General features: G+C 66.7%; 15 protein-coding genes and 1 tRNA gene. 12 read left to right on the forward strand and 4 right to left on the reverse strand.

Translation table 11 applies throughout. The features are described 5' to 3' along the window. Window positions 1-160 precede the first annotated feature (160 nt). Complete coding sequence (locus ACIBW7_RS32915; protein WP_397053180.1) at window positions 161-1,093, reverse strand: alpha/beta fold hydrolase; 933 nt, start codon at window positions 1,091-1,093, stop codon at window positions 161-163. Window positions 1,094-1,195: 102 nt separating this feature from the next. On the opposite strand from ACIBW7_RS32915, the gene ACIBW7_RS32920 reads away from it, so the two are divergent. Continuing rightward, window positions 1,196-2,008, forward strand: coding sequence for a helix-turn-helix domain-containing protein (locus ACIBW7_RS32920; protein ID WP_397053182.1), 813 nt, complete (start codon window positions 1,196-1,198; stop codon window positions 2,006-2,008). A 244-nt stretch (window positions 2,009-2,252) separates the two neighbouring features. Here the strand turns inward: ACIBW7_RS32920 and ACIBW7_RS32925 are convergent. The 3 genes from ACIBW7_RS32925 to ACIBW7_RS32935 form a co-directional block, all read right to left on the reverse strand. After that, window positions 2,253-2,325: transfer RNA gene (locus tag ACIBW7_RS32925), tRNA-Arg, on the reverse strand. Window positions 2,326-2,452: 127 nt separating this feature from the next. Next, entirely contained in the window at window positions 2,453-3,178 is a 726-nt protein-coding gene (locus tag ACIBW7_RS32930; RefSeq protein ID WP_397053184.1) for a DUF305 domain-containing protein, read from the reverse strand. Then, the gene (locus ACIBW7_RS32935; RefSeq protein WP_397053186.1) at window positions 3,179-4,087 is read right to left on the reverse strand and encodes a DUF3105 domain-containing protein; all 909 of its coding nucleotides are present in this window, start codon (window positions 4,085-4,087) and stop codon (window positions 3,179-3,181) included. Between the two features lie 112 nt (window positions 4,088-4,199). On the opposite strand from ACIBW7_RS32935, the gene argS reads away from it, so the two are divergent. From argS to ACIBW7_RS32990, 11 genes are all read left to right on the forward strand, one after another. After that, window positions 4,200-5,858 (forward strand): arginine--tRNA ligase, encoded by a 1,659-nt coding sequence (gene argS, locus ACIBW7_RS32940; protein ID WP_397053188.1) that lies wholly within the window; start codon window positions 4,200-4,202, stop codon window positions 5,856-5,858. Beyond that, on the forward strand, window positions 5,855-7,276 hold the full coding sequence (lysA, locus tag ACIBW7_RS32945) for a diaminopimelate decarboxylase (protein WP_397053190.1): 1,422 nt from the start codon (window positions 5,855-5,857) through the stop codon (window positions 7,274-7,276). Before argS ends, lysA begins: the two co-directional genes overlap by 4 nt. Next, a complete protein-coding gene (locus ACIBW7_RS32950) occupies window positions 7,273-8,628 on the forward strand; it encodes a homoserine dehydrogenase (RefSeq protein ID WP_397053192.1) in 1,356 nt (451 codons plus the stop codon). The genes lysA and ACIBW7_RS32950 overlap by 4 nt, the downstream gene beginning before the upstream one ends. A gap of 41 nt (window positions 8,629-8,669) precedes the next feature. Beyond that, entirely contained in the window at window positions 8,670-9,761 is a 1,092-nt protein-coding gene (thrC, locus tag ACIBW7_RS32955) for a threonine synthase (RefSeq protein ID WP_397053194.1), read from the forward strand. 25 nt (window positions 9,762-9,786) lie between these two features. Next, window positions 9,787-10,743 carry a homoserine kinase gene (gene thrB / locus ACIBW7_RS32960; protein ID WP_397053196.1) on the forward strand — a complete coding sequence of 319 codons (957 nt, stop codon included), beginning with the start codon at window positions 9,787-9,789 and terminating at the stop codon, window positions 10,741-10,743. Window positions 10,744-11,087: 344 nt separating this feature from the next. Further along, the gene (rho, locus tag ACIBW7_RS32965) at window positions 11,088-13,133 is read left to right on the forward strand and encodes a transcription termination factor Rho (RefSeq protein ID WP_397053198.1); all 2,046 of its coding nucleotides are present in this window, start codon (window positions 11,088-11,090) and stop codon (window positions 13,131-13,133) included. 223 nt (window positions 13,134-13,356) lie between these two features. Next, a complete protein-coding gene (locus tag ACIBW7_RS32970) occupies window positions 13,357-13,479 on the forward strand; it encodes a hypothetical protein (protein WP_397053200.1) in 123 nt (40 codons plus the stop codon). Window positions 13,480-13,908: 429 nt separating this feature from the next. Beyond that, on the forward strand, window positions 13,909-14,139 hold the full coding sequence (gene rpmE, locus ACIBW7_RS32975; RefSeq protein WP_062982643.1) for a 50S ribosomal protein L31: 231 nt from the start codon (window positions 13,909-13,911) through the stop codon (window positions 14,137-14,139). A gap of 84 nt (window positions 14,140-14,223) precedes the next feature. After that, window positions 14,224-15,294 (forward strand): peptide chain release factor 1, encoded by a 1,071-nt coding sequence (prfA, locus tag ACIBW7_RS32980; protein WP_397053202.1) that lies wholly within the window; start codon window positions 14,224-14,226, stop codon window positions 15,292-15,294. 90 nt (window positions 15,295-15,384) lie between these two features. Continuing rightward, complete coding sequence (prmC, locus tag ACIBW7_RS32985) at window positions 15,385-16,257, forward strand: peptide chain release factor N(5)-glutamine methyltransferase (RefSeq protein WP_397053204.1); 873 nt, start codon at window positions 15,385-15,387, stop codon at window positions 16,255-16,257. A gap of 72 nt (window positions 16,258-16,329) precedes the next feature. After that, complete coding sequence (locus tag ACIBW7_RS32990; RefSeq protein ID WP_364355032.1) at window positions 16,330-16,995, forward strand: L-threonylcarbamoyladenylate synthase; 666 nt, start codon at window positions 16,330-16,332, stop codon at window positions 16,993-16,995. Window positions 16,996-17,011: the final 16 nt, after the last annotated feature.

Genomic DNA, 17,011 nt, shown 5'->3' on the forward strand with positions numbered 1-17,011 from the left:
AACTGTGTGTGAGATTACGGCAACTCGGACCACCACGACCGGACACCGATCAGTATCGGTTTTCGTAGATCTGATCATGTATCCGGCCGAGCCACCATCCGTCGATCAACGGGCACTACGAAAACTGAGTTCCGCGAAAGACCGGGCGGCTGCCGGTAATTCAGTGCTGACCGGCGAACTCACGGATGAGTGCGCCGGTGCTGTCGGGCTCTTCGACCATCGGCGTGTGGCCACAGTCGAGGCTCTCGATCCGAATGCCCGGGACGCGGCGGTAGTCCTCGAAAGAGTTCGGCTGCCAACGCTTGTCCTGAGCGCCGTAGAGCACCATGGCCGGCACGCCGAGGTCGGTGAGCCGGTCCGGTTCGGTCCGTTCCCGCAGGTAGTCATCCGACGCGGTGGAGGTCGCGGTGAGACTGCGGTAGGTCATGCCGCGCAGGTCGGCGACGAACTGGTCGGGGATCCGCACGTCCCGGGTGAACGCGGAGCTCATGGCTTGCCGGAGAACGACGTCCGGGAGCAGCGGCCACAGCGGCTGCCCGATCGCCGGAACGAACAGCAGGTTACCGACCGGACCGTTGTCGGTGACGGCGTCCAGGCGCGGTCCGGAGTCGATCAGCATGATCGCCGACACCAGGCCGTGGCGCTGTTCGGCCAGCGAGGTGGCCACGTAGCCGCCGGAGGAATGCCCGACGACGACCGCCTGGCGCACGCCCAGCTGGTCGAGCACGGCCCCGACTCGGCTCGCCTGTTCGGATGTGCTGTAGCCGCTGTCGGGTTTATCGGACTTGCCGTGGCCGAGCAGGTCGATGCGCACGACGTACAGGTCCCGCAAGGCGGGCAGCACCGCATCCCAGTAGGCGGTCGATGCGCCGAGCCCGTGCAGCAGCACCAGCGCGCGAGCGCCGGGTGTTCCGTCGGCGACGACGTGGATGTCTCCGCCCGGCAGGTGCACCATGTGCTCGTGCGAGCCGTCGGTCTCGGCGTTCGCTGCGCCCGTCGTATTGCCGGTGAGCACGGCGACCAGGACGGTGGCGATCAGCAGCCCGATATTCCGCCACCGATTCGGTCCTGCGGCGGCAGTGGTTTCGTCCACGGTTCCTCCTTCGATTGGTTGGTACGCCACCACGTTCGGGCACGACAACGGGTCGCGTATTGAAGAAATGTCAGCGTCCGCGGCTGCTCATACAATCGACGTGTGCCTTGGGACATCGCGCGACCGGCGCGGCCACCCGCCCTGCGCGGCGTCGACATGGCCGGATTTCATGTTCACGGGGACGGCCCGGAGCAGGTGCGTGTCATTCCGCATCCGGCGGTCACAGTGATCGTCGAGTTCGGCGAGTGCAGCTTCGAGGTCCGCGACTCGACGGGCCGCAGCCATTCGGGCAGCCTGACCCTCGGCCTCGCCGGCACCGCGCTTCCGGTCCGCGTCGACGCCGTCGAATGCGTCCAGATCCGCCTGGAACCGGTTGTCGCCCAGGCCATCCTCGGCCTCCCGCCCAGCGACCTGGGCGCAACCATCATCGGCCTGGACGAGCTCTGGGGTCGCGAGGCAGTGTGGCTGCGCGAGCGCCTGCACGAGACACCGAGGTGGGCCGACCGATTCGCCCTGGTCGACGCCGCGCTGTCCACGCGGTCCAGGCACGACCACCGCGTCGACCCGGAGGTCGCCTGGGCATGGCGCCAAATCAAGCTCAGCCACGGCCGATTCCGCGTCGAGCACCTCGCCGCCGAGCTGGGCTGGAGCCGCCAACGACTGTGGTCACGCTTCGGCACCCAAATCGGCCTGACCCCCAAACGCGCCGCCAAACTGGTCCGCTTCGACCACGCCGTCCACCGCCTCGTCCAAGGGCACTCCCCCTCCCGAGTAGCAGCAGACACCGGCTACGCCGACCAATCCCACCTCCACCGCGACATCCGCGAATTCACCGGCGCACCCCCCACTTCCGCAGCCACCGAACCCTGGCTCACAATCGACGACCGAGCCTGGCCGTCGACCACAGCGACGTAATCCGACACGACATTCGAGCACTACCGCCCAGACTCCCCGAGGTATCGCCGGCGGTGATTGCGGCATGGCTGAGGCACGCTGATGCCAGTGTCACAGCGAGGATCTACGCCTATTCGCAAGACGATGCCCCGCGGGATGCGGCAAAGACACGAAGTCGTGTCATCGGATGTCATCCATGCGAGCTGACTTGGCGGCATGAAAAAAGGCTCTGACCGGAATGTACTGGTCAGAGCCTTTGCATCGGTGCCCTCGGCAGGATTCGAACCTGCGGCCTTCTGCTCCGGAGGCAGACGCTCTATCCCCTGAGCTACGAGGGCGGGATAGGTTTCGAACGGTGCCGGTGGCGGCGGCCGTTCGGGCGGGGCCAAGCGTATCGCATTGCGGGGCGTCCGCCAAAAAGTGTGTCGGGCCGGGGAGTTTCGGGTCCCGGCCCGACACGATGGATCAGTTCTGCGGCAGTGGTTTCGCGTTGCGGGCGGTCAGCATGGTGGTTATGAGTTGTGCTTCGCCCTGCTGGGTGGTCGCCATGGCGGCCGCGAGTGTGCGCACCGCGGTGGTTTCGGCGTGCTGGGCGGCGTATTCGGTCATCGAGAGTCCGCCCTGATGGTGGCGCAGCATCAGTTGCAGGAACATCGTGTCCAGTGTGGGACCGGTGGCCTGGCGTAGCGCGGTCACCTCCGCGGTGGTCGCCATGCCCGGCATGGAAGCCGACGGGCCGGACATTGTGTGGTCGGTGGTAGCGCCGGAATGCGAATGGCCCGGCTGTTCGGTCATCCAGCCCATATATCCGTCCACATTCTGGTTCGGTTTACCCCACATCTGCAGCCAGCCCTGCATCCGGCCGATCTGTTCCTGCTGGGTGGTCAGAATGTCGTAGGCCAGCCTGCGCACATCGTTGTCGGTGGAACCGATGAGCGCGATACCGGCCATTTCTATGGCCTGCGCGTGGTGTGCCGACATGTCCTGGCTGAATCCGATATCGACCGCGCCGGGATCGGGTTCGCTATTGCCGTCCAGCGGCAGCCGGGCCAGCACGCCGACCGCGAAGCCGATCAGCAGGATGCCGATCGCACCGAGCACCAGCAGCGGAGTGCGCTGCCGCCGCGCCTGCGCGGCCAAACCCGTGGAATCGTTCGCCAAGTCCGGCTCGATTTCGGTATCCACGGGCATCTACTGACCTTCCGTCGGCTGGGTCGGAATTCCGGTTGGCACGCCGGGGATATTCGGCACGCCCGGAATGCTCGGCATACCGGGCAGACCACCCGAGGCGCCGCCGAGTTCGGTCTGGTCCTGCGACAGGCCCTTGCCGTCCATCGGCACCGCATCCGGTCCGGGCGGCGTCGGGTCGTACGGCGTCGGGTTGTTCGCGTCGAACGCGGGGTTCGAGCAGCTCGCGCCCACCTCGGGGTAGGCGTATTGGTTCGCGCGCAAGGCTGTGATGAACTGGTTGACCCGCTTGTCGTCGGCGCTGTCCAGCTTCAGCTGATGCCCCCACGACTGCAGCGATATCGCCGAGGTCAGTCCGGGGAACGGCGACATCAACGTGAACGGCTTACCTTCGACCTTCTGCTTCAGCGTGTCGATGCCCGCCGCGTCGACCTTGTCGGGGTTGTAGGCGATCCACACTGCACCGTGCTCGAGCGAATGCACCGCGTTCTCGACCCGGACCGGCTTGCTGTAGACCACGCCCATGCAGTTCGCCCAGACCTGATCGTGCGGACCACCGAACGGCGGGGTCTGGTCGTACGCGACGCGCTGAGTTCCCGCGACGTGCAGTCCCGCCGGGTAGTCCTTCTTGGTCACCCCGGCGATCTGATCCGACGGATCCTTCTTCTGCGCACTCGGCGTGAATTTCTCGAGTTCGGCCTTGTCCCGATACTTCGGCACCAGGCTGAACGCGAGCGCACCGATCAATGCGATGATCACCAAGGCGGCTCCGATGACCAACCAGGGGATCTGGCGCTTCTTCAACGGGCCCTTGCCCATGGGAACCTTGCCGCCGCCTTTCTTCCGCGACGGTGCGACCTTCCCTGCGGCCCGGACGGCCTTGGCCGATTTGGCGCTCGTGCTGCTCGGCATAGCTCGCTGTGCTCTTTCCACGTATTGATCCACGGTGCTGGGTGGTTGCGGAGGGCTCCGCCGAGGTGCCCACTCGAGGCGTACACCTGCCCAGACCATAGGATAGAGACTCGTGACTCCAGCTGACCTTGCAGATCTCCTTCGCGCGACCGCGGCGAAGGTGCTTGTCGAACGTGGACTGGACCCTGCGGTCCTGCCCGACGAGGTCAACGTGGAGCGCCCCCGTAATCCGGAACATGGCGACTATGCCACGAATGTGGCCATGCAGGTAGGTAAGAAGGCCGGAACGAATCCGCGCGAGTTGGCGACCTGGCTGGCCGAGGCACTGGCCACCACGGACGCCATCGATGTCGCCGAGGTCGCCGGTCCCGGCTTCCTCAACATCCGGCTCGCCGCCTCCGCTCAGGGCGCGATCCTGCAACAGGTATTGACCGCGGGTGCCGCCTACGGCACCTCGGACACCCTGAAGGGCACCCGGATCAATCTGGAATTCGTGTCGGCCAATCCGACCGGTCCGGTGCATCTCGGGGGCACCCGCTGGGCCTCCGTCGGTGATGCGCTCGGCCGCATTCTTGCCGCGCAGGGCGCCGAGGTGACCCGCGAGTACTACTTCAACGACCACGGCGCGCAGATCGACCGCTTCGCGAAATCCCTGGTCGCCGCCGCTACCGGCGCGCCGACCCCGGAGAACGGCTACGCGGGTGAATACATCGGCGAGATCGCCGCCGAGATCGTGGCCGGGCACCCCGAGGCGGCGACCCTGCCGGAAAACGAGCAGCTCGAACTTTTCCGTGCCGAGGGCGTCGAGTTGATGTTCGCCCATATCAAGGAATCGCTGCACGAATTCGGCACCGATTTCGACGTGTACTTCAACGAGAGTTCGCTTTTCGAATCCGGTGCGGTCGAACAGGCCGTCACCAAGCTCAAGAATTCCGGCGATCTCTACCAAAAGGACGGGGCCTGGTGGATCGCCAGCTCCGAATACGGTGACGATCAGGACCGCGTCGTTCTCAAGAGCGACGGCAATGCCGCCTATATCGCCGGTGATATCGCCTACTTCCAGAACAAACGCTCGCGCGGCTTCGATTTGTGCATCTACATGCTCGGTGCGGACCATCACGGCTATATCGGCCGTTTGAAGGCCGCCGCGGCCGCCTTCGGCGATGATCCGGCCACCGTCGAGGTACTCATCGGACAGATGGTGAATCTCGTCAAAGACGGTGTGGCCGTGCGCATGTCCAAGCGTGCGGGCACCGTCGTGACCCTCGACGATCTGGTCGAGGCCATCGGCGTCGACGCCTCCCGGTACTCGCTGGTGCGCAGCTCGGTGAACTCGAGCATCGATATCGACCTGAACCTGTGGACCAACCAGAGCAACGAAAACCCGGTCTACTACGTGCAATACGCGCACGCCAGGACGGCGTCCATCGCGCGCAACGCCGCCGAATTCGAATACGACACGGTGACACCGGATTTCGGTCTGCTCACCGCCGATGAAGAGGGTGAACTCATCCGCACCATCGGCGAATACCCGCGCGCCGTCGCCAGCGCCGCGAGCCTGCGCGAACCGCACCGCGTCGCACGGTATCTGGAGGAACTGGCCGGTGCCTACCACCGGTTCCAGACCAATAAGAACCTGCGCGTACTGCCCCTCGGCGACGAACCCGTCACGCCGACCAATGCCGCCAGGCTGGCCCTGGCCAATGCCACCCGTCAGGTGCTGAGCAACGGCCTCGAGCTGCTCGGCGTTAGTGCACCGGAGCGAATGTGAGTGTTCACCCGGCCGGTCCTCGGCATGCAGATATTCCACACGCACCCAGCCTTGCGGAGCGTCCGAGCGATCCCGAGCAGATGATCGATCTGCCCGCGAATGTATGGCCGCGCAACGCTTCTCGCGATGCCGAGGGCGTCGTGCACCTGGCCGGTGTGCCGGTGCACGAGCTCGCCGAGCAGTTCGGCACTCCACTGTTCGTGGTCGACGAGGACGACTTCCGTTCCCGCTGCCGCGATATGGTCGCCGCCTTCGGCCCGGACGCGCGAGTTCACTACGCCTCCAAGGCATTCCTGTGCGGTGAGATCGCCCGCTGGATCCGCGACGAGGGCCTTTCCCTCGATGTCTGCTCCGGCGGCGAACTGGCCGTCGCACTGCACGCGGGCTTCCCCGCGAACCGAATCGCATTGCACGGCAACAACAAATCGGTCGCCGAACTGGCGACCGCGGTCGAGGCCGGCGTCGGGCATGTGGTGGTCGACTCGCTGATCGAGATCGAGCGCCTGGAGGCCATCGCGGGCCACGCGGGAGTCGTCCAGGATGTGCTCGTCCGCGTCACCGTCGGCGTGGAAGCCCATACCCACGAATATATTTCGACCGCACACGAGGATCAGAAGTTCGGCTTCTCGATCGCGGGCGGCGACGCCATGGAAGCGCTCGCTCGCGTCTTCGAGGCCGATAATCTCCGGCTCGTCGGTCTGCACAGCCACATCGGTTCGCAGATCTTCGAAATCGATGGCTTCGAGATCGCCGCGCGCCGCATGCTCGGCCTGCTGCGCGAGGCCATCGACAAGTTCGGAATCGAGCGCACCGCGCAGATCGCCACACTGGATCTCGGTGGCGGACTTGGCATTTCGTACCTGCCCAATGACGATCCGCCGCCGCTCGACGAATTCGCCGCGAACCTGCGCAAGCTGGTCGCCACCGAGGCGAGCCGCGCCGGACTGCCCGAGCCCAAGATCGCCGTCGAACCCGGCCGCGCCATCGCCGGACCGGGCACCGTCACCCTCTACGAGGTCGGCACCATCAAAGACGTCTCGCTCGACGGCGGACTGCGCAGGCGCTATGTCAGCGTCGACGGCGGCATGAGCGATAATATCCGCCCCGCGCTGTATCAGGCCGACTACGACTGCCGCCTGGTTTCGCGCTCCTCCGACGCCGCGCCCGTGGTCGCGCGGGTCGTCGGAAAGCATTGCGAGAGTGGGGATATCGTCATCCGCGATACATGGATGCCCGCCGATGTCGGCCCCGGCGATCTGGTCGCCGTCGCCGCGACCGGCGCGTACTGCTACTCGATGTCCAGCCGGTACAACCAGCTGACTCGGCCGGCGGTCGTCGCGGTGCGGGGCGGTGTGCCGCGTCTCATTCTGCGCCGGGAAACGGTGGCGGATCTGCTCAGCCTGGAGGTGGAATCATGACGGACGCAGCGAAGTTCGGTGTATGGGGAACTGATCGTCCGATCGGAGTCGCGGTCCTCGGGATGGGCAATGTCGGCACCGAGGTGGTGCGGATTCTGCGCGACCACGCCGATGACCTGCGTGCGCGCGTCGGCGCGCCGGTGGTGCTGCGCGGTGTCGCCGTGCGCAACCTGGAAGTCGACCGCGGTATCCCGGCCGAATTGCTGACCACCGACGCCGACTCGCTGGTCGCCCGCGAGGATGTCGATCTGGTGGTCGAGGTCGTCGGCGGCATCGATCCGGCCCGCCGCCTCATTCTGGCCGCGCTCAACGCGGGCAAATCCGTGGTGACCGCCAATAAGGCACTGCTGGCCGACTACACCGGCGAGCTCGCCGCCGCCGCCGAGCGCAACCGCGCCGACCTGTATTTCGAGGCCGCGGTCGCCGGCGCGATTCCGGTGGTGCGCCCGCTGATCCAGTCGCTGTCCGGTGACCGGGTGAACAAGGTCGTCGGCATCGTCAACGGCACCACCAACTTCATCCTCTCCGCGATGGACGAGACCGGCGCGGACTACGCGGTAACCCTCAAAGAGGCGACCCGCCTCGGCTATGCGGAGGCCGATCCGACCGCCGACGTCGAGGGTTACGACGCCGCCGCCAAGGCCGCGATTCTGGCCTCGCTGGCCTTCCACACCCGCGTGACCGCGGCCGATGTGTACCGCGAGGGCATTTCCAAGATCACCGCCGAGGATCTGGAGACCGCCTCCGCACTGGACTGCACGGTCAAATTGCTCGCCATCTGCGAGCGGGTCGGCGCGGGTCCGGGCGAACCGAGCCCGGAAGAGGGCGGCAAGGAGCGCGTCTCGGTGCGCGTCTACCCGGCCCTCATTCCGCGCAAGCACCCACTGGCCGCGGTCACCGGCGCGTTCAACGCGGTGGTCGTCGAGGCGGAGAACGCCGGTCGGCTGATGTTCTACGGCCAGGGCGCGGGCGGTGCCCCGACGGCGTCGGCGGTACTCGGCGATCTGGTGATGGCGGCGCGCAATAAGTTCTTCGGTGGCCGCGCTCCGGGCGAGTCGGTTTATGCTGAGCTACCGATCGCGCCGATCGGCGATACGCCCACGCGTTACCACGTGAACCTGCAGGTCGCGGACCGACCCGGGGTGCTGGCCAAGGTGGCGGGCGAATTCGCCAACCACGAGGTGAGTATCTCCACGGTCCGTCAGGAAGGACACGGCGAGGGTGCGCGCCTGGTCGTGGTCACCCACCACGCTTCGGAGTCGGCGCTCGCGGACACCGTCGCCGCCCTGGCGGATATGGAATCCGTCACATCCGTGACCAGCGTTCTGAGATTGGAAGGCACCAACGAATGAGTACGACCAGGGGACGGCAGACGGCGGAGCCGGCGGGGTGGGTGAGTACAGCCATTGCGCCGCAGGCAGGTGTGCACTCGCGGTGGCCGGGCCTGATCGCCGCGTATCGCGATCGGCTGGCCGGCGCCGCCGATTGGGACCCGGTCACCCTGTACGAGGGCGGCACCCCGCTGGTGCCTGCACCGCACCTCTCGCAGCTGACCGGCTGTGATGTGTATCTCAAGGTCGAGGGCCTGAATCCGACCGGGTCCTTCAAGGACCGCGGCATGACCATGGCCATCACCGACGCGAAGTACCGCGGGCAGAAGGCCGTGCTGTGCGCGTCCACCGGCAACACCTCGGCATCGGCCGCCGCGTACGCGACCCGGGCCGGGATGAGCTGTGCGGTGCTGATTCCGCAGGGCAAAATCGCCATGGGCAAGCTGGCCCAGGCCGTCATGCTCGGCGCGAAGATCATCCAGGTCGACGGCAATTTCGACGACTGTCTCGAGCTGGCGCGCAAGGTCACCGCGGAATTCCCGACCGTCGGTCTGGTGAATTCGGTGAATCCGGCCCGCATCGAGGGCCAGAAGACCGCCTCGTTCGAGATCTGCGACGTGCTCGGCAAGGCGCCCGACGTGCACGCCCTTCCGGTCGGCAATGCGGGCAATATAACCGCCTACTGGCGCGGTTACCGCGAGTACTACGCCGACGGCATCACCACCGGCCTGCCGCGCATGCTCGGTGTGCAGGCCGCGGGCGCCGCGCCGCTGGTCAACGGTGCCCCGGTCAAGGATCCGGAGACCATCGCCACCGCGATCCGGATCGGCGCGCCCGCGTCCTGGAACGGTGCGGTGGAGGCCAAGGAGCAGTCCGGCGGCGCCTTCCGCGCCGCCACCGACGAGGAGATCCTCGAGGCGTACCGGCTGGTCGCCGCGACCGAGGGTGTTTTCGTCGAGCCCGCGTCGGCGGCCAGCATCGCCGGCCTGCTCGCCGCGCGCAAGGAGGGTTGGCTGGATGCCGGGCTGACCGTCGTGTGCACGGTGACCGGCAACGGCCTCAAGGATCCGGATAACGCACTCGCGGGAATGCCGCAGGTGCAGGCGATTCAAGTCGACCCGATCGCGGTCGCCCACGAACTCGAGCTGGCCTGAGTTGAATTCGCGCGAAAGCCAACTGATGACGAGGACGCTGCCCGCCGGTCTGTCCGTGACCGCGCGGGTGCCCGCGTCCAGTGCCAATCTCGGCCCCGGATTCGATTCGCTCGGTATGGCTTTGGGCATCTACGACGAGATCGAGGTGCGCACTACCGATTCCGGCCTTACCATCCGAGTGGAGGGTGAGGGTGCCGACGATGTGCCATGGGGCCCTTCACATCTCGTGGTACGCGCGATCGAGCGCGGCCTGGAGGCGGTGGGCGTCTGGGCCGATGGTCTCGATGTGGTGTGCCGCAACGTAATTCCGCATTCGCGTGGTCTCGGTTCGTCGGCCTCGGCGGTGGTCGGAGGTCTCGCCGCGGGCTGTGGTCTCGCCGCGAAATTGGATCCGGCATTGGCCATCGGCAGTGACCAATTGGTCCAGCTCGCATCGGAATTCGAAGGTCATCCCGACAATGCCGCGGCCAGCGTGCTCGGCGGAATCGTGGTGTCCTGGACCGAAACCGCCGCGGACGCCGCAAGCGACGGTGCTGCGGCGCCCGATCACGGCCGCGTCTACCGTGCGGTGCGCCTCGATCCGCATCCCACGCTGCGTCCGGTGGTGCTGATTCCCGAAGAGCGCTCTTCGACCGCGCATACCCGCGGCCTGTTGCCCGAGGTCGTGCCGCATGGCGATGCCGCGTTCAACGTCAGCCGTGCCGCGCTCGCGGTGGTCGCCCTGACGCAACGTACCGACCTGCTCCTGCCCGCGACGGCCGATCGTCTGCATCAGACCCAGCGTGCGCCCGCACTGCCGCTGACCACCGAATGGATCGCCCGGCTGCGTGCGGCCGGGATCGCGGCCACGGTATCCGGCGCGGGGCCGACCGTACTGGCCTTGGGTACCAGCGAATTCCCCGCCGAACTCCGTGAACTCGCGGCCATCGACGGGCTCCGCGTCGTCGAGCCGGGACTTGCGGAAGGCGTCCAGGTCGACTGACGGCGCGTCTGCCTTGCCGAGGTTCCAGGTTGCCAGCTATCCTGAGCACGTCCGTACATCGTGCGCATCAGACGCCGGTGCTTCATCAGGGCAATCGCTCCAGCAGGCTCCAGGCTCGAGCCTCCAGGCCATGGGGGTGCTGCGTAGCTGCGCAACTGGAATGATCTTTCCCACCTTTCGGGAACTGGTGGCGAAGCCGCCGGTCCGGCGGGGCAGGTGATACGGCAAAAGCGCCGGTCCGAGCTTTGTGCTCGGCCCTCGCATCCGAGTCCGGCAGAACGCGCGGACTGCGGGACGAAACCCTCGAAACAGCACACGGCAATCGAGGGAAGGAAAGGATTTCCGTGACAGATACGGACCTGCTCGCGACACCCGGGGTGGATTCCAACCCGGCAGGGGACCGCGAAAGTGACTCCGGACAGATTTCGAAGATGAGCGAACAAACCGACGTCGCACGATCGGGGCTGACTGGAATGCTGTTGCCGCAATTGCGCGCGCTCGCGGGGGAGCTCGGTATCCGAGGCACCTCTGGAATGCGCAAAGGCGATTTGATCGCCGCCATCAAGGAAAATCAGGCCGGAAAGTCGGCGAAGGCGGAAAAGTCCGCGCGAGGCGAGGTGAAGTCCGATGCGGGCGCCGCCAAGGCGGCGCCGGTAAAGGCCGAGCAGGGCACCCTCGACGTGGCGCCCGTTGCTTCCGCGCCGGTGAAGGAGGCTCCCGCCCAGGCGAAGGAAGCGCCCGCGAAGGAGACCGTCGCCGAATCCGCCGCGCCGAAAGCTGCCGAGAAGTCGGCGGAGCCCAAGTCCGGGCAGGCACAGGCCGAGGCCGCGGCGTCGGAGACCACCGAGGATTCCGGTCGCGAGGCAGGTCAGCGCGGTCGCGGCAGGCAGCGTCGCGGTCGTGACCAGGCGCGCGCCGGTGGCGAGGCCGCTGTGGGCGAGGCCCGTGCTGACGAGCCCAAGTCGGACCAGGAGCAGGGCGAACGTCGCCGCGAGCGCAGCCAGGGCGGCGAGCGCAGCCAGGGCGGCGAGCGCAACCAGGGCGAGCGCAACAACCAGAACGGCAGTGCCAATGGCGGCCGTGGCGGCGAGGGCGGTGGCCGCAGCGATGCCAACCGTGGCGGTGACGAGGACGAGGGCGGTCGCGGACGGCGGGGACGTCGCTTCCGGGAACGTCGTCGTGGTCGCGACCGCGAGGGTGGCGCCGGTGGCGGTGAGGCCCGCGAGCTCGAGATCCGCGAGGACGACGTCTTGCAGCCGGTCGCGGGCATCCTCGACGTACTGGACAACTACGCCTTCGTACGCACCTCGGGTTATCTGGCCGGACCGAACGACGTCTATGTGTCGATGAACCTGGTCCGCAAGAACGGCCTGCGCCGCGGTGACGCGATCACCGGTGCGGTGCGCGCCCCACGCGACGGCGAGCAGAGCAACCAGCGCCAGAAGTTCGATCCGCTGGTGCGGCTGGATACGGTCAACGGTGGTGAGGTCGACGCCGCCAAGCGGCGCCCCGAGTTCAGCAAGCTCACCCCGCTGTACCCGAACCAGCGCCTGCGGCTGGAGACCCAGCAGAACAAGCTGACCACCCGCGTCATCGACCTGATCATGCCGATCGGTAAGGGCCAGCGCGCCCTGATCGTCTCCCCGCCGAAGGCCGGTAAGACGACGATCATGCAGGACATCGCGAACGCCATCGCCATCAACAACCCCGAGGTGTACCTCATGGTCGTGCTGGTCGACGAGCGTCCGGAAGAGGTCACCGATATGCAGCGTTCGGTGAAGGGTGAGGTCATCGCCTCCACCTTCGACCGTCCGCCGTCAGATCACACCTCGGTCGCCGAACTCGCCATCGAGCGCGCCAAGCGCCTGGTGGAAATGGGCAAAGATGTTGTGGTGCTGCTCGACTCGATCACCCGATTGGGCCGTGCGTACAACAACTCCTCGCCCGCTTCGGGCCGAATCCTGTCCGGTGGTGTCGATTCCACTGCGCTGTACCCGCCCAAGCGGTTCCTCGGGGCGGCGCGCAATATCGAGAACGGCGGCTCGCTGACGATCATCGCGACCGCGATGGTGGAGACCGGCTCGACCGGTGACACGGTGATCTTCGAGGAGTTCAAGGGCACCGGCAATGCCGAGCTCAAGCTGGACCGCAAGATCGCGGAACGGCGCGTGTTCCCGGCCGTCGACGTCAATCCGTCCGGTACTCGTAAGGACGAGCTACTGCTCAGCCCAGACGAGGCGGCGGTGCTGCACAAGCTGCGCCGCGTACTGTCCGGCCTGGACTCGCACCAGGCGATCGATCTGCTGATCGACCGTCTGAAGAAGTCCAAGAACAACCTCGAGTTCCTGATGCAGGTCAGCAAGACCGCGCCGGGCGCGCTCGACGAATGAGTGAACGGGGACTCCGCGGAGGCGGGGTCCCCGTGCTTTTTGCGCAAACGTCGCAGCTGATTTCGCGGGCACATGGGTAACTCGCCGGGTACGCCGAGAACTGAGGTTCACTGCCCGCCGCCGGTCCGCCGTGGTGGTCTCCACGTACATGACGTCCGGCAAAAGGCGCGCGGGGGCGGGCGAGCGCCCGTTCGGCGTTCTCGGGCTGAAGAATGCGAGACCTATGCCTGCCGCGCCCGTGATCATGAAGGCCAGGATGATCGCGGTCGTGACGGCCGGGCTACCGCTGTTCGCGGCGGTAGTGGCCGGGTCGAACTGGGCGGCAGTGGGCTTCGTGTATGCGTAGGTGTCCGGGCGATCCGGAGTGGTAAACCAGCCGACCGCGACAGTGAGAATCAACGAAACGAATACCGCCAGTGCAACGCGGCTGTTCACAGGGTTCTCCTTTCTGTCTCGGCACGCCGATGTGCATCAGGCCTAAATTCTATGAACAGTGATGTTCGTATCCACGAGTAGCGGACTACCCGAATTAAGGGTTCCGTAAGAACACGATCAACGCGTGCCGCTAGTTCAACTGGCAATAAGACTCGGGGACTACCTAGGGGCGGGAACAAAACCGGGGGCCGGAGGCGTTTTGGGAGCGTAACCGCCGTTCTGGCATACTGAGCGGTCGTTGCGTCTGCTCCGACGAGCAGGCCTCCCGCCTAAGTCGGCTCCGGTTCACGTCCTCGCGATCTGCGCGGGCGACCCGGCGGCCAATATCGAGAGGACACCCATGAAGGCAGGAATTCACCCGGCGTATGTCGAGACCACGGTCGTCTGTGGTTGCGGCAACACCTTCCAGACTCGCAGCACCAAGGAGTCGGGACACATCACCGTCGAGGTCTGCTCGCAGTGCCACCCGTTCTACACCGGCAAGCAGAAGATCCTCGACACCGGTGGTCGCGTGGCCCGCTTCGAGGCTCGCTACGGCAAGCGTGCCGGCAAGAAGGCCGACGCAAAGTAGCTTCCTCGCCGACGCCCGGTCCTGCACTGCAGGCCGGGCGTCGGCGCTTTTGTGGGGCCAGTACGGATAACGAGAGGAAGCACCGTGACGCAACCGTCCGCGATCGATGACATTCTGGCCGAGCACGCGGGCCTGGAGACGCAGCTCGCCGATCCGGCGCTGCACAACGATCCGGGTGCCGCGCGCCGGGTCGGCAAGCGGTTCGCCGAGCTGGCTCCGATCATGGCCACCTACAACAAGCTGAAGTCCGCCCGCGAGGATCTCGCCGCCGCGCAGGAACTCGCGGCCGACGACGCGTCCTTCGCCGCCGAGGTGCCGGATCTGGAACAACAGGTCACCGAGCTGGAGCAGACCCTCGCGGACCTGCTCGCCCCGCGCGACCCGCACGACGGCGACGATGTGGTGCTCGAGGTGAAATCCGGTGAGGGCGGCGAGGAATCGGCGCTGTTCGCCTCGGATCTGGCCCGGATGTACGTCCGCTATGCCGAGCGGCATGGCTGGAAGGTCGAGATTCTCGATGTGAACATCTCCGACCTGGGCGGCTACAAGGACGCGACCATCTCCATCAAAAGCCGCGACGCCGCGCGCGACGGTGTCTGGTCTCGCTTCAAATTCGAGGGCGGCGTGCACCGCGTCCAGCGGGTTCCGGTGACCGAATCGCAGGGCCGCATCCATACCTCGGCGGCCGGTGTACTGATCTACCCGGAGCCCGACGAGGTCCAAGAGGTGCAGATCGACGAATCGGATCTGCGCATCGACGTCTACCGCTCCTCCGGCAAGGGGGGCCAGGGCGTCAACACCACCGACTCGGCGGTCCGCATCACCCATCTGCCCTCGGGCATCGTCGTGACCTGCCAGAACGAGCGCTCCCAGTTGCAGAACAAAGCCCGTGCCATGCAGGTGCTCGCGGCTCGACTGCAGGCGCTCGCCGAGGAGCAGGCCGATCAGGAAGCCGCGGCCGGCCGGGCCTCCCAGATCCGCACCGTGGACCGTTCCGAGCGCATCCGCACCTACAACTTCCCGGAGAACCGCATCACCGATCACCGCATCGGCTTCAAGGCGCACAACCTCGACGCCGTACTCGACGGTGATATGGACGCACTCCTGGATGCCCTGGGCAAGGCGGATCGCGAAGCCCGAATGGCCGCGGAGTAATCGAGTCCTGACCCCTGGATCTTCGATCCGCGGCCCGCGATGCGAGTCTTCGAGCACCTACGACCGGCAAAAGAAGAGGCTGACGAGCCCATGACGCGAGTTGCTTTGCGCCCCGCCATCAACAAGGCAGTGGAAACTCTGCGGACGGCGGGTGTGCACAGTCCGCAGGCCGACGCCGAACATCTGGCCGCCCACCTGCTCGGTGTCGAGCGGACCAGGCTGGCGCTCACCCCGCTGGTCGCGCCGGAACTCCTCGAGGACTATCGAGCCCTGGTGGACCGGCGCGCGCAGCGTATTCCGCTGCAGCACCTGACCGGCACCGCGGCGATCGGCGAAATCGAACTCGCGGTCGGCCCCGGCGTCTTCGTGCCGCGTCCCGAGACCGAGTTGCTGTTCGCCTGGGCATTGGCGCAATTGGAGGCGCTGCCGCACGATCACACACCGGTCGTCGCCGATCTGTGCACCGGTTCCGGTGCGCTGGCGCTTGCCATTGCCCAGGCCCGCCCGGATGCGGACGTGCACGCGATCGAAATCGATCCCGCGGCCCTGCAATGGGCGCGACGCAATGCCGACCTGCGCATTGCCGAAGGCGACACCCCGATCACCCTGTACGCCGACGATGTCACCGACCCGAATCTGCTCACCGAATTGAACGGTGCGGTCGATCTCGTCGTCGCCAATCCGCCGTACATTCCCGAAGGCGCCGAACTCGATCCCGAGGTCGCCGATCACGATCCGCATCTGGCCCTCTTCGGCGGTCCGGACGGGCTGGACGTCATCCGTCGGATGATCCCCACCATCACCCGTCTGCTGCGTCCCGGCGGCTCCTGCGCCATCGAACACGACGACACCAACGGCTCCGTTCTCGCCGCTCTGCTGGCCGAACAGGGTGACTTCACCGACATCGTCGAGCATCCGGACCTCGCGGGTAAGCCCCGCTTCGTCGCCGCGACGCGTGCTTGACCCGGTGACCGTCGGATCGAACCAACCCCGCCGATGGTGGCATCGAGTGGCACGCGTGACAGGATGGTGGCCGTGAGTACCGTCTACGACTGCGCGGATCCCGACTCGCGCGCCGCCGGACTGACCGCGGCCACCAGTGCCCTGAAATCCGGTCGGCTGGTCGTATTGCCGACCGATACCCTGTACGGCCTGGCCGCCGACGCGTTCGATTCCACCGCGGTGAGCGATCTGCTCGCCGCCAAGCGGCGTGGTCGCGATATGCCGGTACCGGTGCTGGTCGGCTCCTGGCACACCATCGACGGTCTGGTGTTCTCGGTGCGCCCGCAGGCTCGCGAGCTGATCCGGGCATTCTGGCCCGGTGGGCTGAGTCTTGTTGTGCAACAGGCGCCTTCGCTCGCTTGGGACCTCGGTGACACCCGTGGCACGGTCATGCTGCGGATGCCGCTGCACCCGGTCGCGCTGGAACTGCTGCGCGAGGTCGGACCGCTTGCGGTCTCCAGCGCCAATGTCTCCGGACAGCCGCCCGCCAAGACCGCCGCCGAGGCGCGCGATCAGCTCGGCGATCTGGTCGGCGTCTATCTCGACGGCGGCCCGGCCGAACACGCGGTCGCGTCCACCATCGTCGACCTCACCGCCGATCAGCCGCGGATCCTGCGCGCGGGCGCGGTACCGGTCGGCGATATCGCCGATGTGCTCGGAATGTCCCCGGAGGCGCTGACCAGCGTCGCGACGCGGTGACCTCGGGACGCAGTGA

The organism is Nocardia sp. NPDC049526, from assembly GCF_044465765.1.
In the GTDB taxonomy this organism is placed as follows: domain Bacteria; phylum Actinomycetota; class Actinomycetes; order Mycobacteriales; family Mycobacteriaceae; genus Nocardia.

Coding starts and splice junctions, on each gene's coding strand:
- ACIBW7_RS32930 (WP_397053184.1), bottom strand. CDS start 3,178: ATGCCCGTGGATACCGAAATCGAGCCGGACTTGGCGAACGATTCCACG.
- ACIBW7_RS32935 (WP_397053186.1), bottom strand. CDS start 4,087: ATGCCGAGCAGCACGAGCGCCAAATCGGCCAAGGCCGTCCGGGCCGCA.
- ACIBW7_RS32950 (WP_397053192.1), top strand. CDS start 7,273: ATGACGGACGCAGCGAAGTTCGGTGTATGGGGAACTGATCGTCCGATC.
- thrB (WP_397053196.1), top strand. CDS start 9,787: ATGACGAGGACGCTGCCCGCCGGTCTGTCCGTGACCGCGCGGGTGCCC.
- ACIBW7_RS32970 (WP_397053200.1), top strand. CDS start 13,357: ATGCCTGCCGCGCCCGTGATCATGAAGGCCAGGATGATCGCGGTCGTG.
- rpmE (WP_062982643.1), top strand. CDS start 13,909: ATGAAGGCAGGAATTCACCCGGCGTATGTCGAGACCACGGTCGTCTGT.
- prmC (WP_397053204.1), top strand. CDS start 15,385: ATGACGCGAGTTGCTTTGCGCCCCGCCATCAACAAGGCAGTGGAAACT.